This window comes from Streptomyces sp. NBC_01571 (genome assembly GCF_026339875.1).
Taxonomy (GTDB): Bacteria; Actinomycetota; Actinomycetes; order Streptomycetales; family Streptomycetaceae; genus Streptomyces.
The window spans coordinates 7,956,365-7,970,031 of record NZ_JAPEPZ010000001.1 but is presented as its reverse complement, the minus strand read 5'-3'; the positions used below and the strand labels follow the sequence as shown (position 1 = coordinate 7,970,031).

Below are 13,667 nucleotides of genomic sequence, written 5' to 3'. Positions count from 1 at the left end.
TCGCGTAGGAGTCAGGAGAGCAGGTCGATCTTCTGGCCGATGTCATGCCGCTCTGCCTGCCGGTAGGCGATCCAGGCCAGCGCGAGGTCTTGCCAGGGAAGTCCGACCGGTGCGTAGACGGAGCGGCTGGTCGCGCTGGTACGTCCGGGATGGGCGCCGTGCAGAACCTCGCCGAGTGTGGTCTCGGCAGCCGAGGCCGGAAGGCCGGCGGCCGCCAGAGCGCCCATGGCCGCGGCGAGTTCCCGGTCGTCGACGACCAGGAGTGAGGATTCCAGCAAGTCGGCGGAGAGTTCCTGTTTGCCGGGTTCGTCGGCTCCCAGGCTCGTGACATGCTGCCCCGGCCGCGTATCCGCCAGCCTGAGCAACGGTGAGCGTGACCAGGTGGCGAGCAGGACGATGTCGGCTGCCGCGGCGACCTCCGCGGCAGACGTCAGGAGACGACCACCGTGGCGTGACGCGAAGGCGTCGGCGCGGTCCCGATCCAGGTCGTGAACCACGAGCTCGCGACGGCGTCGCAGGGTGCTCAGGCCTCGCACCATGAGCTCGGCCTGCGCGCCCGCGCCGATCACTCCGAGCACCGAGCCTTCCGCAGGCGCGGGGCCGGCCAGCAGGTGGGTTCCCAGGGCCGCAGCCAGTCCGGTACGCCATGCGGTGACGGTGGCGGAATCCATCAGCGCGAGCAGCTCGCCGTCGTGACCGCTGTGAAGGCAGATCACTCCGCGCAGCGCGGGTCTGGCTCCCGGGAATTTGGCGTTGGCCTTCACCGTGTACGCCTCGATGCCAGGCAGCACACCAGGGATCAGGGCCGTGGCCGTTCCGGGGAACGGAAGGTCGGTGCGTATCCGTTGGCCGGCCACCGGGGAGTCGAGGGCGGCGCGGAAGCCGTCGCGCAGCGCGGCGAGGCAAGGCCCCGGCTCCAGCACGGTCTGCAGGTCGCTGCGGGTCAGCACACGGGTCACTCGTTCACGACCTTTCCAGGTAGCGGCCGGACGGCCGTCTGCGGCGGGGACGCCTTCGACGCCCACATCGCGGCCTCGCGGGCCCTCGTCATCGACGCCGCGGCACCAGTCGAAGAGCCTCCGGCGTGAAGCCGCGTCGACGCCTTCCGAGCATGGCGACGGCGATCGCGCAGACGACGAGAACGACGGCGACGGCCACCATGGCATGGCTGAGTCCGGTACTGAACGCCGCCTTCGTTTCACCTGCCGCATGGTGTCCGGCCACGACCATGGTGCCCAGCGCGGCGACGCCGAGGGTGCTGCCGATCTGCCGGAACGCGTTATGGGTCGCGGACGCGGCCCCACTGTGACGCGCAGCCGCACTGGAGACCGCCATGTTGCTCATGGGCGAACTCATCAGACCGGCACCGAGTCCGAAGAGGGCGAGGCTGCACACCACGCCGACGGCCCCGCCTGCCGCCAGCAGCGCCAGCGACAAGGTTCCCGCCGAGGCCACGAGAAGCCCGGCGACCGTGAGTGATGTCGTGGTGAACCGGGCGGACAGCCGACCGCTGACCGGGCCGACCAGCGCCATGACGATCGTCATCGGCAGGAACGTCAGGCCCGCTTCCAGCGTCGAGAAATTCCTGTACTGCTGCAAGTAGACGCTGCAGAAATAGAGGATTCCGAACAGTGCGAAGAAATAGGCCAGTCCGGCGGTGTTCGCGGCGACGAAGCCGCGGCTGCGCCATAGTTCCAGCGGCATGAGTGGCGAGCGGCCGCGGCCGCTCGCAGCGCGCTGCGTGAGGACGAACGCGGCGGTGGCCGACGCCGCGAGGGCGAAGGCGCCGACGATGAACGGCGAGTTCCAGCCCAGCGTGGCGGACTCGATGAGACCGAACACGAGCGCCGCCAGCGCCAGCACCGACAACGCCGCCCCCGCGAAGTCAGGTGTCGGCGCGTGGGCGGGCCGGCCGTAGCGGGCGCGGGAGATGACGCGGAGGCCGAGCACGAGAGTGACCGCGCCGAGGACGGCGCTCACCATGAAGCCGCCGCGCCAGCTGCCCACGTCGATGACCACGCCACCTACCACGGGACCCGCGGCGAGCCCGAGACTGGCCATGCCGGCCCAGATCCCGACCGCGCGCGCCCGGCGCGTCCGGTCCGTGTATTCGGTCACCAGGATCGAAAGGGTCTGGGGCGTCGTCACCGCCACGCCGATGGCCTGGACCGTACGAGCGGCAAGCAGTACACCGAGGCTCGGCGCTGCGGCGCAGGCTGCCGATCCGACGGTGAACACCGCGACCCCGCTCAGAAAGGTCATCCGCTTGCCGATCAGCTCACCGAGCGCGCCGCCGGCCAGGAGCAGCGCGGCGTTGCAGAGTGTGAACAGGGCGGCGACCCACTGCAGACTGGTCCCGGAGACGTGAAGTGCCCCGCGCATGGTGGGCAGCATCACGTTGACGACTGTCGCGTTGAACATCGACAGCAGCAGGCCGAGACACATGGCAGTCAGCAGAGCCGCCGAGCCGGACGGCCGGTGCTCGTCGTCCCGTCGACTCCGGACCTCCCCCGACAGACGGCCGCTGGGCAGCAGGCCATCACCTATGAGCTCTGTCATCGTTCGCGCCTCCAGTCCAGGCAAGCCCCCGGACATCCCTGGTCGGTACTCGTCGGCCGCCGCAGGGCAGGCCAGCCACGGTTTCATAATGCAACCAATATAGGGGTACCATACATGTAACGTGCGGCGTTACGGCCTATACGTGGCCACACTCGAGCCAGGTGGTTTAATAATGAAACCAATGGTCGGGAGGGAGGACGCAGGTGCGCAAGACAGATCTCAGCGGGGCCTCCTGCCCCATCGCTCGTTCACTGAGTGACATCGGCGACTGGTGGTCGCTGCTCATCGTCCGGGACGCCCTGTCCGGCATGACCCGGTTCAGCGAGTTCCAGCGCAGCCTCGGCTGTGCCAGGAACATCCTCAGCGCCCGCCTCGCCAAGCTCGTCGAACGCGACGTCCTCGCCGTGGCTCCGGCATCCGACGGCAGCGCCTACACCGAATACCGGCTGACCGAGAAGGGGAAGACGCTGCGCGTACCCCTCGTCGCGCTGCGCCAGTGGGGCGAGGACCACCTGTTCGACGCGGCCGAGGAACGCCTCGGCCTCGTCGACAAGCGCGACGGCCTGCCCGTGGCCCGCCTCGAACTGCGCGCCCACGACGGCCGCGTCCTGAGCCCCGAGGACGTCGAAACCCGCAACCGCCGCGACAGGGACGTGCAGGACTTCCCCGACGAGACCGACGACGCCACACCACGTGAGCGGTTGCAGGGAGTCTTCGAGGCGCAGCGTCTCTCCTGCGAGGCTCCCGAGTCCCCGGGCGGCTTCTCGGTGGACATCGCCGGCGAGTTCCGCGCCCCGACGTACCCCGGGGCGCGGCAGGCGCGCTTCCACAAGGACCGGCTGTACGGCTACGTGTGCCGCCAGGCCGAACGCGCCGGGGCGCGTGAGCCGGAGGCGCTCGCGGAGCAGCTCGTCATGCTGTACACCGGCGCGGCCGATCACGTCCTGCGCACCCGGCGCTACCCGGACTCCGTGGGCAAGGCGGTCGACGTCCTGCTGGCCACGCACGGCATCGACTGAAGCAGACCCGTCGCCCGGCGCCGGGCACGTCCACGAGAACACCCGATCACAGCCGGTCGTTGCCGGCAGGAGGGACAACCATGCCCCGTCTGACCCATCACCTTGCCCTGCCCGCCTTCACCACCCGCAATCGCGTGTTCATGGCGCCCCTGACGCGCATGCGCGCCGCCCAGCCCGGCGACGTCCCCACCGACCTCATGCGCGAGCACTACACCCAGCGCGCCGGCGCGGGCCTGATCGTCACCGAGGGCACCCAGATCAGCCCCGAAGGCAAGGGCTGCCACGCCACCCCGGGCATCTACTCCGACGACCAGGTCGCCGGGTGGCGCCGTATCACCGACGCCGTCCACGAGGCGGGGGGCAGGATCGTCCTCCAGCTGTGGCACGTCGGACGCATCACCCACCCTGCCGTCCACGGCGGTGAGCCGGGCGTCTCGGCCAGCGCCCTGCCGTTCGAGGGCGCCACCAGGATCCAGGGCCCCGACGGCGGCCTCGTGCCCGTCGAGGCACCCACCCCGCGTGCCCTGGCCGCCGGTGAACTGCCCCGCGTCCTCGACGACTACCGCCGGGCGACCCTCAACGCCCGTGCCGCGGGCTTCGACATGGTCGAGATCCACGGCGCCAACGGTTACCTTCTCCAGCAATTCATGTCCAGCAGCAGCAACCACCGCGAGGACCGGTACGGCGGCAGCGTCGACAACCGCGCTCGTTTCCCCCTGGAGGTCGTCGACGCCGTTGTGGAGACCTGGGATCCGGCCCACGTCGGCATGCGCATCTCTCCGCTGATCAAAGTCGGTGGCCTCGACGACAGCGACGGCCTGGAGATGGGCCTGCACATCGCCGGTGAACTCGGCCGGCGTGAGCTGGGCTACCTCCACCTGTGCGAGCCCGACTGGGTCGGCGGCCCGGAACTCGACGACGACTTCCGCATCAAACTCCGCGAGGCGTTCGACGGCGTCATCATCGCCGCCGGCAACTACACCCCCGACAAGAGCGCCCGCGTACTGCGCGCGGGCTGGGCCGACGCCATCGCTTTCGGGCGCCTCTTCATCGCCAATCCCGACCTGCCGCGCCGCCTCGCCGACGGTTCCCCGCTCAACGAACTGCGGCCCGAGGTCATCTCCGGCGGCGACGCCACCGGATACACCGACTACCCCGCCCTGACCGGCTGACGGACCGGCCGGCCGACGGACTGACCGGGCTCACCGGCAGACCGGCAGACCGGCAGACCGGCCATCGTGGGGCCCCCACCCGCCTCCCCCGGCGCCCGCGCCGCCCTTGCGCTCGGCCGCCGCCGGAGCCGGACGGCACTCCGTCGTCCAGCGCGGTGGAACAGTGTTCCGGCGGCCCTGAGCTTCTGCCTGGAACGCCGTTACCCTGGTGGGATGACAAGCGGGATGGGAACCGGCCCTGTTCTGTTCAGCACGGTCGGCCTCCCGGAGGGCCAGCGAGTCGCCCTGTGGGAGGCGCACAACGCGGCAGCCCTCATAGGCGTGCACTGTCGCTCGTTGCGTGATGACGCGCTCGAGGCGACGGAGATCAACCTCCAGCTGCCCCACGTCCACCTGGCCCGTGTCGCGGGCAGTCCCCATGTCGTGGAACGGTCCCGCTCGGTGGTCCGGAACCTGCCGTCGGATGCGATCGCGTGCTACTTCGCGCTCACCGGGGACGCCTTCTTCTACCACGACGACGGGGTACGGGTGCTGCACCCGGGACAGCTGATCGTCTGCGACGCGGACCGGCCCTTCATACGGGGTTTCTCGCAGGGGCTGGAAGAGTTGGCCGTGAAGGTACCCCGGTCGGTCTGGCGGGATCTCGGCGGCCCGCAGCTCTCCCAGCCCATGGTCTTCGACGTCGACGAGGGCGCCGCACAGGCCAGGGTTCTGGCCCGGATGGTCGACCGGGCGGTGCTGCCGAAGTCGTCCGAGGCCGTGGAGGAGGACATCGTGCTGGAGTTGCTCGGCAGCGTGGTGTCGGGGCGCCCGCCGACCACGGCGGCCGTTCACCTCGCGACCGCCCGGGCCTACATCGACGAACACCTGACGGAGCCGGGGCTGTCAGCGGCGCACGTCGCCCGGGGGATCGGGGTCAGCGAGCGGCATCTGTCACGTGTGTTCGCCCACGGCGGTGAAAGCCTTCCGCAGTACCTCCTCGGCCGCCGTCTCGACCGCGCCCGCTCGATGCTCGCCGCGGGATGGACCGGGAGCGTCGCCGAGGCGGGAGCGGCCTGTGGGTTCGGGTCGGCCTCCTATTTCTCGCACCGGTTCAAGGAGCGACACGGCGTGGGGGCCGCTGATGTCCTGCGTGGCGGACGCGTCGGGGGATGAACGCGACCGGGCCGCCGGCAAGGAGTGCCGGCGACCGGTCGGAGCGGTCCGCCCCGGGCCGTCCGGGACGGTCAGGTGCCGTCGGGGGCGAGCACGATGTCGAACCGCACACGGGACCAGACCCGGTCCCCGAGGTCACGTCCGTCGGGTGTCGGACTGCCCGGTTCCTGCGTGTGGAAGTCCTTGACGAGGGACTCCTTCACACCGAAGACGGCGTCGCTGTCGAGGAGTTCGTCGCCGCGGACGAAGATGTGGGTGACGAGGGTGCGCTGAGCGGGGGCACTGACCATGAAGTGGAGGTGCGAGGCACGCATGGGTGACCGGCCGGTCGCTGCCAGGAGCTGCCCCACCGGGCCGTCGTGGGGGATGGCGTACGGGGTGGGGGTCAGGCCCCAGAAGCGGTAGCGCCCGTCGGAGTCGGTGAACAGGTGGGCTCGCGCGGCGGTGCGGTCGTCGTCGTACTGGGTGTCGTAGAAGCCGTCCTCGTCGGCCTCCCACACCTCGACGCGTGCTCCGGGGACCGGTGCGCCCGCGGTGTCGGTCACGGTGCCCTCGACCCAGCACGGTTCACCACCCGCGCCGAAGGACATGTCGCCCCCCGGCTCGATCTCGGGGCTGTCCTCGACGAAGAACGGCCCGAACACGGTGGCTTCCGTGGCCTCGCCGTACGCCTCGTTGTTGACGGCGACGGTCTGCATCGAGACACCGAGGACGTCCGACAGGAGGATGAACTCCTGGCGCCGGTCGTCGGTGATGTGGCCGGTGCGGGTGAGGAAGTCGATGCCCAGGTCCCATTCCCTCTCGGTGAGCCGGACGTCCCGGACGAAGGCGTGCAGGTGCTGGACGAGGGACTCCAGCACCTGACGCAGTCGTGGGTCGGTGCAGTCGGCGAAGGACTCCAGGACTCGGCGTGTGACCTCCGCTTCGATGCCCTGCTGCTTGTCGTCGGGTACGTCTTCGGTGGTGTCGGGGGTGTGGGTCATCGCGGTTCGGCTCCTTCCCAGGCCGTACGGAGCAGGTCGGTGATCGCCGGCAGGGTGACCGGGCTCGGGTTGCCGGCCGGGGCGGCGGCGACCACGGCCTCGGCCGCTGAGGCGATGCCGCCGGACGGCATGCCGAGGTCGCGCAGCGAGCGCGGTGCGTCGAGCTGGTCGCGCAGCCGGGCGAGCCCCTCCCGGGCGGTGGGTGTGCCGAAGGCCGCGGCGAGGCGTGTCTCGGCTTCGGGGGCCGCGGCCCCGTTGAAGGCGAGGACGTACGGGAGGACGACGGCGTGGGTGGCGGCGTGCGGGAGGTTGAACATGCCTCCCAGTACGTGGCAGATCTTGTGGTGGAGCCCTGATCCGGCGGACGCGAAGGCCAGGGCCGACAGGTAGGCGCCGTAGAGCGCCTGCTCACGGCCGGGCAGTGCGTCGGGTTCCTTGACGACCATGGGCAGTCCGGTGCGGAGCGCCCGGACCCCCTCGGCGGCGAGGGTCTGGTTGACGGGGTCGGTGCGAGGGGCCCACAGGGAGTCGACGCAGTGCGCCACGGCGTTGAGGCCGGAGGCGGCGCTCAGGCCGGCGGGCAGGGTCAGCGTCAGCGTGGCGTCGTAGACGATCGCACGCGGCAGGACCTTGTGGTCGGTGCCGGTGGTCTTGGCGGAGCCCTCGGTCAGTCCCCAGACGGGGGTGGCCTCGGAACCGGCGTAGGTGGTGGGAACGGCGACGATCGGCAGCCCGGTGGTGAGCGCGACCGCTTTGGCCAGACCGGTGGTCGAGCCTCCGCCGATGCTGACCAGGACGTCGGCGTCGTGCGCGGCGGCTGCCTCGCGGGCTCGTTCGGCGACCTCGACGGGGACGTGCATCACGACGTCGTCGTGCCGGTGGACGACGGGCAGGCCGCCCGTGACGCGCTCGGCGATCTCGCGCTCACCCGCGCCGGCGATCACCATCACGCGGCGGGCGCCGAGGGAGGCGATCTCGTCCGTGAGGCTCTCCGCCGCCTCGCCGGAGGCGAAGTGCACCCTCTGCGGCAGGGTGTCGTGGTGGAAACGCATCGTGGCTCAGTCCCTTCCCAGGATCGAGAGCAGGACCTGTCGCAGTTGGTCCTCGGGGTTTTCGGGCAGGGTCGTGGCGCGCCACGCGATGTGCTTGTCCGGGCGCACCAGCAGCACTCCGCTCTCCTCGACCTCGCGCAGCTTCGCCCAGTCGTAGTACAGGTCGGTGACCTCACGGCCCGGCCCGATGACGACGGTCTCGAGCGGGACGCCGAGTTCCTGGGCTATCTTCTCGCCCGCCTGTGACCACGCCTCGCCGGCGATGCCGGTGAGCAGTGTCCACCGGGTGTAGGGGGCCAGGTCCATCAGCGCGAGGCGGCGGCTGCTGTCGCCGACCCAGGCGTGCGGCAGATGGGAGCCGGGAACCGTGGACATCTCGTAGTAGAGGTCGGTGTCCCGGGTGGGGGCGGGGCGAGCGGACCCGTCGGACAGGACGGCCGAGGAGGCGTAGAACTGGCCCAGTTCGACGCCGTGCGCGTTGAACTCGTAGTTCTTCAGGTCCATGGCTCGTACGAGCGCGGCCCGTTTGGCGGCGCCGGCGGGGGTGTTGTCCTTGCGTTCCTCGATCGCGGCGGTCATTTCCGCCTCGGTCCGCGCGTCGAGGACGCCGAGGGACCGGAAGATGTCCACGAACTCCCGGCCGGACCGGTTGGCCCGCTTCACGATGCGTTCCGCGACGGGGGCGCGTTCGTCGGTGTAGGTGTCCAGCAGCGCCGGAGCGGCCTGGCCTCTGAGCACGGCGGCCAGCTTCCAGGCGAGGTTGTAGGCGTCCTGGACCGAGGTGTTGGAGCCCAGGCCGTTGCTCGGCGGGTGCCGGTGCACGGCGTCGCCGGCGCAGAACACCCGGCCGAGGTGCAGGCGGGTCGCGTACATCTCGTTGTTGCCCCAGAGGCTGGTGCCCGTGATCTCGACGTCCAGGTCCGGCATGCCGAGGAGATTCCGTACGATCTGGATCGCCGCCCGCTCGTCGACGACGGGGGGCTCGTCGGCGATGTCGTAGCCCCACACGATCAGCCACTCGTTCCAGGGGCGGATCATGCGAACCAGGCCCGCGCCGATGCCGCCCACGTCGGAACCCGGCTGTACGACCCAGTACAGGACGGAGGGCCGGTGCGAGACGTACCGGGAGATGTCCGCCTTGAAGGTGATGTTCATCGATCCGGCGATGTCCATCGCGCCCTCGAACGGCAGACCGATGTCGGCGGCCACCTTCGAGCGGGCGCCGTCGGCGCCGATCAGGTACTTGGCGCGAATGCTGTACCGCGCGCCGGTCAGACGGTCGAGAACCTCGACGGTGACGCCGTCGGCGTCCTGGGTGTGGGAGAGGTACTCGGTGGAGAACCGTGTGTGGGCACCGCGCTGTGTCGCGTTCCGTACCAGGATCGGTTCCAGGTAGGTCTGGGGGATGTCCACGGTCAGGCAGGGGGAAGCGAGCCGGTAGTCGGCCTCACGGTCGGGGCGGGTCCCCCAGGTGTGGATGCGGCCGATCTCCTCTCCGGTGATGCTCGTGCAGAACACGGTGTCCCCGACGAGGCCGTGCTCGGTCGCGTCCGCGAGGACCTGGGACTCGATGCCGAGGTCGCGGAAGACCTCCATGGCGCGCTGGTTGGTGATGTGCGCGCGGGGCGTGTTCGCGGTCCACCGGTACTTGGTGATCATGATGGTGTCGACGCCCAGTGTCGACAGCAGCAGTGCGGCGGAGGCGCCCGCCGGCCCGGAGCCTACGACGACGACCTCTGTGGTCACGATGGAGTCGGAGGGCAGTTCGGTCTCTGGGGTCCCGTCGTTGAATTCCGGCATGTTCGTGATGGCCTTTCGTGAATCCGGCGGCACTGCCGGAGACGTCAGTGTGGGACCGGGCGGGCGGGCACGGAATGGCGTGCGGCGATGTCGGCGGGAATGCCAAGGAGTGGCGGATTCGGGAAGGACCGGCGGGCCGCGGGCGCGCCGGGTCCGCGCCGGTCGGTGTCGGGTCCGTTCCGGTCGGTGTCGGGTCCGCGCCGAGTCCGTCGGGTCCGTGTCGGGTCCGTGTCGGAGAGGTCCCTGTCCGCCCCGCCGCCCCCGAACACGGCCTTGCGGTGGGGGCCGGCGGAGACGGTGTTCTCCGGCTCGGATCACCGGCCGGCCAGGACCGCCGGGGCAGCCGGATCCGACCCGGAAGCCGGGCGTCGTACGGATTTTGAGTGGGCGTCAGGCCGCGGCGGGCAGGAGCGGCAGTTCGAGGCGGCCCGCGAGGTCGTCGACGGTGATGCCGAAGGTCTCGCGCACCGCGACGCCCGCCGGGGTGATGTCGAAGACCGCGAGGTCGGTGTAGACGCGGTCGACGCAGCCCAGCCCGGTCAGCGGGTAGGTGCACCGGGGAACCAGCTTGCTGGCGCCGCTCTTCGTGAACAGCGTCATCATGACGAAGACCTTCTTGGCACCGATCGCCAGGTCCATGGCTCCGCCGACGGCGGGGATGGCGTCGGGCGCGCCGGTGTGCCAGTTGGCGAGGTCTCCGGCCGCGGAGACCTGGAAGGCGCCCAGGACACAGATGTCCAGGTGTCCGCCGCGCATCATGGCGAAGGAGTCCGCGTGGTGGAAGTAGGCCGCTCCGGGCGGTTCGGTCACGGGAACCTTGCCGGCGTTGGTGAGGTCGTGGTCGATCTCCTCGCCCTGGGCGGCGGGACCCATGTTGAGCATGCCGTTCTCGGTGTGGAGCACCACACCGGAGTCGGCCGGCAGGTGGTCGGCCACGAGTGTCGGCTGGCCGATGCCGAGATTGACGAACGAGCCGTGGGGAATGTCGCGGGCCACCAGGGCGGCGATCTCGGACTTGTCCAGCGGGCCGCGCTCACTGTCCGTCGTGCGTCGGATCGGGTTCATGCGGTCGCCTCCTGCACCACGCGGTCGACATAGATGCTCGGCGTCACCACGGTCTCGGGGTCGATCATGCCGGTGTCGACGATCTCGCGGACCTGTGCGACCACGGTGGTCGCGGCGGTGGCCATGACGGGCCCGAAGTTGCGGGCGGTCTTGCGGTAGACGAGGTTGCCCATGCGATCGGCCCGGTGGGCGCCGATCAACGCGACGTCGCCCTTGATCGGGTACTCCAGGACGTAGGTACGGCCGTCGATGACGCGGGTCTCCTTGCCCTCGGCCAGCAGGGTCCCGGCACCGGTGGGGCAGAAGAAGGCGCCGATACCCGCACCGGCCGCCCTGATCCGCTCCGCGAGGTTGCCCTGCGGCACCACTTCCAGCTCCAGCTTGCCGGCCCGGTAGAGGCCGTCGAAGACGTACGAGTCGGACTGTCGGGGGAAGGAACAGACGACTTTACGGACCCGTCCCTTCGCCAGCAGCGCGGCCAGCCCCGTGTCGCCGTTGCCGGCGTTGTTGGAGACGACCGTCAGGTCCTTCGCGCCCTGGCGGATGAGCGCGTCGATCAGATCGACCGGCATTCCGGCCATCCCGAAGCCGCCGACGAGCACCGTCGAGCCGTCCTCGATCCCGGCGACGGCCTCGTCGGCGTGGTCACACACCCGCATGGTCATCGGCCGGTCTCCGTGACGTTCTCCAGGACGACGGTGAGCGCCTGGCCCACGCCGATGCAGATCGCCGCGACGCCCCATCTCCCGCCGGACTCCTTCAGCCGGTGGGCGAGCGTGCCCAGGAGCCTGCCGCCGGAAGCGCCCAGCGGGTGGCCGAGGGCGATGGCCCCGCCCTTGGCGTTGACGATCGCGGGGTCGATCTTCCAGGCGTCCACGCAGGCCACCGCCTGCACCGCGAACGCCTCGTTGAGTTCGACCGCGGACACGTCGGACCAGGTGATGCCCGCGCTCTTCAGGGCCCGGTTCGCCGCCTCCACCGGCGCGAAGCCGAACATCTGCGGATCCAGTGCGAACACTCCGCGCCCGGCTATGCGGGCCAGCGGATCGGCACCGATACGTGGGGCGGCGGCCCCTGACCCGAGCAGCACGGCGGAGGCGCCGTCGTTCAGCGGCGAGGAGTTGCCCGCCGTGATCACCCCGTCGGGGCGGAAGGCCGGCCTGAGAGCGGCCAGCTTGTCGATCGTGGACCCGGGCCTGATGCCCTCGTCGCGGGCGAGCGTGCCGCCTTTGCCGTCGGTCGCGACCGGCGTCACCAGGTCGTCGTAGAAGCCTGCCTCCCAGGCGGCGTCGGCGAGGTTGTGGGAGCGGACGGCGAACTCGTCCTGCCGCTGCCGCGGGACGTGGAAACGGTCGGCCAACTGCTCGTTGGCCTCGCCCAGGGAGACCGTCCACTCCTTCGGCATGCGCTCGTTGACCAGCCGCCAGCCGACCGCCGTGGACACGGCGGTCACGTCGCCGACGGGATAGCCGCGCTCGGGCTTGGGCAGCACCCACGGAGCCCGGGTCATCGATTCCACGCCGCCGGTGAGCACGATGTCGGCGTCACCGGTCTCGATGGCCCGGGAGGCGATGATCGCCGCGTCCAGGGAGGAGCCGCACAGCCGGTTGACGGTCGTGGCGGGCACCGAGGTGGGCAGCCCGGCCAGGAGCACGGCCATCCGGCCGACGTTGCGGTTGTCCTCGCCGGCGCCGTTGGCGTTTCCCCAGACCACGTCGTCGATAGCGCTCGGATCGAGCCCCGGCACCTTGGCCAGGACGCCGTTCACGGCGAGCGCCGCGAGATCGTCGGGCCGGATGCCGGCGAGGGCGCCGGAGAACCGTCCGAAGGGTGTCCTTGCCGCTGCGTACACATAACTGTCGGTCACGTCTTCACGGTAGGTCGCCCGCTTCATCGCGTCCAAGACACAGTATCGAGCGATTAATAAGGTGGCCTTATAAGCTGGGGTCCATGGAACTGCGTCAGGCCCGCTATTTCCTCACTCTCGCGGAGGAGTGCCACTTCGGGCGCGCGGCGGCCCGCCTGCACGTCGCCCAGCCGGCCCTCTCCCAGCAGATCAAGGCGCTGGAACGCGAGCTCGGCATCGCCCTCTTCCACCGCTCGACCCGGCACGTGGAACTCACCGAGGCGGGCCGTCACCTGACCCCGTACGCCCGCACGCTGGTCACCGAGGCCGAACGCGCACGCGTCCACATGGCGGAGCTCGCCACCGGCCACGCCGGCCGCGTCTCCGTCGGGTTCATCGGAACCGCCACCTACGACGTCCTGCCCCGTGTCGCCCGCACCGTACGGTCCGAGCTGCCTCGCCTCACCCTTGACCTGCGCGGTGAACTGATCACCCCGGAGCTCGTGGACGGCCTGCTCACCGGCGTCTACGATCTCGCCGTGTCCCGTGCGGGCGCGGCCGGGGCCGAAGGGGTGCGCATCACGCCACTGCGCACCGAACCCCTGATGGCCGTGCTGCCGGCCCACCATCCGCTCGCGGCCGACCAGCGCATCGCGCTGAGCGCGCTGGCCGACGAGCCCTTCGTCGTCCACCCCTCGCAGCCGCGGTCCGCCATGTACGACCGCGTCCTGTCAGCCTGCGCCCGGGCCGGTTTCCAGCCCTCGTCCCTCATCGAGGTCGGCGAGACCGCGACCCTCGTCGTCCTCGTGGCCGCGGGGCACGGCGTCGCGCTCGTGCCGCAGTCGGTGCGGAGCCTGCGGCTCGACGGCGTGACCTACGTGCCGCTCGCCGAGACGGAGACCATCGACCTCGTCCTGGCCCGCCGGGCACACCGCAACCCACCCGCGGTACAGCACGTCGCCTCGATCATCGAACAGTGCGTGCGGACCTGAGTCGCGACGAGCACGCCCCACTCC

General features: G+C 70.6%; 12 protein-coding genes. 4 read left to right on the top strand and 8 right to left on the bottom strand.

All coding sequences use genetic code 11. The annotated features are described in order from the left end of the window. Window positions 1-11: 11 nt before the first annotated feature. On the bottom strand, window positions 12-959 hold the full coding sequence (locus OHB41_RS35820) for an ornithine cyclodeaminase family protein (protein ID WP_266703010.1): 948 nt from the start codon (window positions 957-959) through the stop codon (window positions 12-14). Window positions 960-1,047: 88 nt separating this feature from the next. Beyond that, entirely contained in the window at window positions 1,048-2,445 is a 1,398-nt protein-coding gene (locus OHB41_RS35815; protein ID WP_266703008.1) for an MFS transporter, read from the bottom strand. Window positions 2,446-2,762: 317 nt separating this feature from the next. Between OHB41_RS35815 and OHB41_RS52080 the strand changes: the two genes are divergently transcribed. The 3 genes from OHB41_RS52080 (at window position 2,763) to OHB41_RS35800 (ending at window position 5,905) form a co-directional block, all read left to right on the top strand. After that, on the top strand, window positions 2,763-3,578 hold the full coding sequence (locus tag OHB41_RS52080) for a winged helix-turn-helix transcriptional regulator (RefSeq protein WP_323138420.1): 816 nt from the start codon (window positions 2,763-2,765) through the stop codon (window positions 3,576-3,578). 80 nt (window positions 3,579-3,658) lie between these two features. Continuing rightward, window positions 3,659-4,750, top strand: coding sequence for an alkene reductase (locus OHB41_RS35805; RefSeq protein WP_266703006.1), 1,092 nt, complete (start codon window positions 3,659-3,661; stop codon window positions 4,748-4,750). A gap of 213 nt (window positions 4,751-4,963) precedes the next feature. Next, window positions 4,964-5,905, top strand: a complete 942-nt coding sequence (locus OHB41_RS35800) for a helix-turn-helix domain-containing protein (protein ID WP_266703004.1) — start codon at window positions 4,964-4,966, stop codon at window positions 5,903-5,905. A gap of 71 nt (window positions 5,906-5,976) precedes the next feature. Here OHB41_RS35800 and OHB41_RS35795 read toward each other — a convergent pair whose 3' ends face one another. From OHB41_RS35795 to OHB41_RS35770, 6 genes are all read right to left on the bottom strand, one after another. Then, window positions 5,977-6,888: a hydroxyquinol 1,2-dioxygenase gene (locus tag OHB41_RS35795; protein WP_266703002.1), complete on the bottom strand. Its 912-nt coding sequence runs from the start codon at window positions 6,886-6,888 to the stop codon at window positions 5,977-5,979. Next, window positions 6,885-7,940, bottom strand: a complete 1,056-nt coding sequence (locus OHB41_RS35790; protein WP_266702999.1) for a maleylacetate reductase — start codon at window positions 7,938-7,940, stop codon at window positions 6,885-6,887. The genes OHB41_RS35795 and OHB41_RS35790 overlap by 4 nt, the downstream gene beginning before the upstream one ends. Before the next feature lie 6 nt (window positions 7,941-7,946). Further along, the gene (locus tag OHB41_RS35785) at window positions 7,947-9,740 is read right to left on the bottom strand and encodes an FAD-dependent oxidoreductase (RefSeq protein WP_266702997.1); all 1,794 of its coding nucleotides are present in this window, start codon (window positions 9,738-9,740) and stop codon (window positions 7,947-7,949) included. A gap of 390 nt (window positions 9,741-10,130) precedes the next feature. Further along, a complete protein-coding gene (locus tag OHB41_RS35780) occupies window positions 10,131-10,805 on the bottom strand; it encodes a 3-oxoacid CoA-transferase subunit B (RefSeq protein WP_266702995.1) in 675 nt (224 codons plus the stop codon). After that, window positions 10,802-11,470 (bottom strand): 3-oxoacid CoA-transferase subunit A, encoded by a 669-nt coding sequence (locus OHB41_RS35775; protein WP_266702993.1) that lies wholly within the window; start codon window positions 11,468-11,470, stop codon window positions 10,802-10,804. The genes OHB41_RS35780 and OHB41_RS35775 overlap by 4 nt, the downstream gene beginning before the upstream one ends. Then, window positions 11,467-12,672, bottom strand: coding sequence for a thiolase family protein (locus OHB41_RS35770; RefSeq protein WP_266702991.1), 1,206 nt, complete (start codon window positions 12,670-12,672; stop codon window positions 11,467-11,469). Before OHB41_RS35770 ends, OHB41_RS35775 begins: the two co-directional genes overlap by 4 nt. An 83-nt stretch (window positions 12,673-12,755) precedes the next feature. Here OHB41_RS35770 and OHB41_RS35765 point away from each other — a divergent pair, with 83 nt between their 5' ends. Continuing rightward, complete coding sequence (locus tag OHB41_RS35765; RefSeq protein ID WP_266702989.1) at window positions 12,756-13,643, top strand: LysR family transcriptional regulator; 888 nt, start codon at window positions 12,756-12,758, stop codon at window positions 13,641-13,643. Window positions 13,644-13,667: the final 24 nt, after the last annotated feature.

Bases quoted from the DNA above. Each gene is read 5' to 3' on its own strand.
- OHB41_RS35815 (WP_266703008.1), bottom strand. From the start codon at position 2,445: ATGTGTCTCGGCCTGCTGCTGTCGATGTTCAACGCGACAGTCGTCAAC.
- OHB41_RS35805 (WP_266703006.1), top strand. From the start codon at position 3,659: ATGCCCCGTCTGACCCATCACCTTGCCCTGCCCGCCTTCACCACCCGC.
- OHB41_RS35800 (WP_266703004.1), top strand. From the start codon at position 4,964: ATGACAAGCGGGATGGGAACCGGCCCTGTTCTGTTCAGCACGGTCGGC.
- OHB41_RS35795 (WP_266703002.1), bottom strand. From the start codon at position 6,888: ATGACCCACACCCCCGACACCACCGAAGACGTACCCGACGACAAGCAG.
- OHB41_RS35790 (WP_266702999.1), bottom strand. From the start codon at position 7,940: ATGCGTTTCCACCACGACACCCTGCCGCAGAGGGTGCACTTCGCCTCC.
- OHB41_RS35785 (WP_266702997.1), bottom strand. From the start codon at position 9,740: ATGCCGGAATTCAACGACGGGACCCCAGAGACCGAACTGCCCTCCGAC.
- OHB41_RS35780 (WP_266702995.1), bottom strand. From the start codon at position 10,805: ATGAACCCGATCCGACGCACGACGGACAGTGAGCGCGGCCCGCTGGAC.
- OHB41_RS35775 (WP_266702993.1), bottom strand. From the start codon at position 11,470: ATGACCATGCGGGTGTGTGACCACGCCGACGAGGCCGTCGCCGGGATC.
- OHB41_RS35765 (WP_266702989.1), top strand. From the start codon at position 12,756: ATGGAACTGCGTCAGGCCCGCTATTTCCTCACTCTCGCGGAGGAGTGC.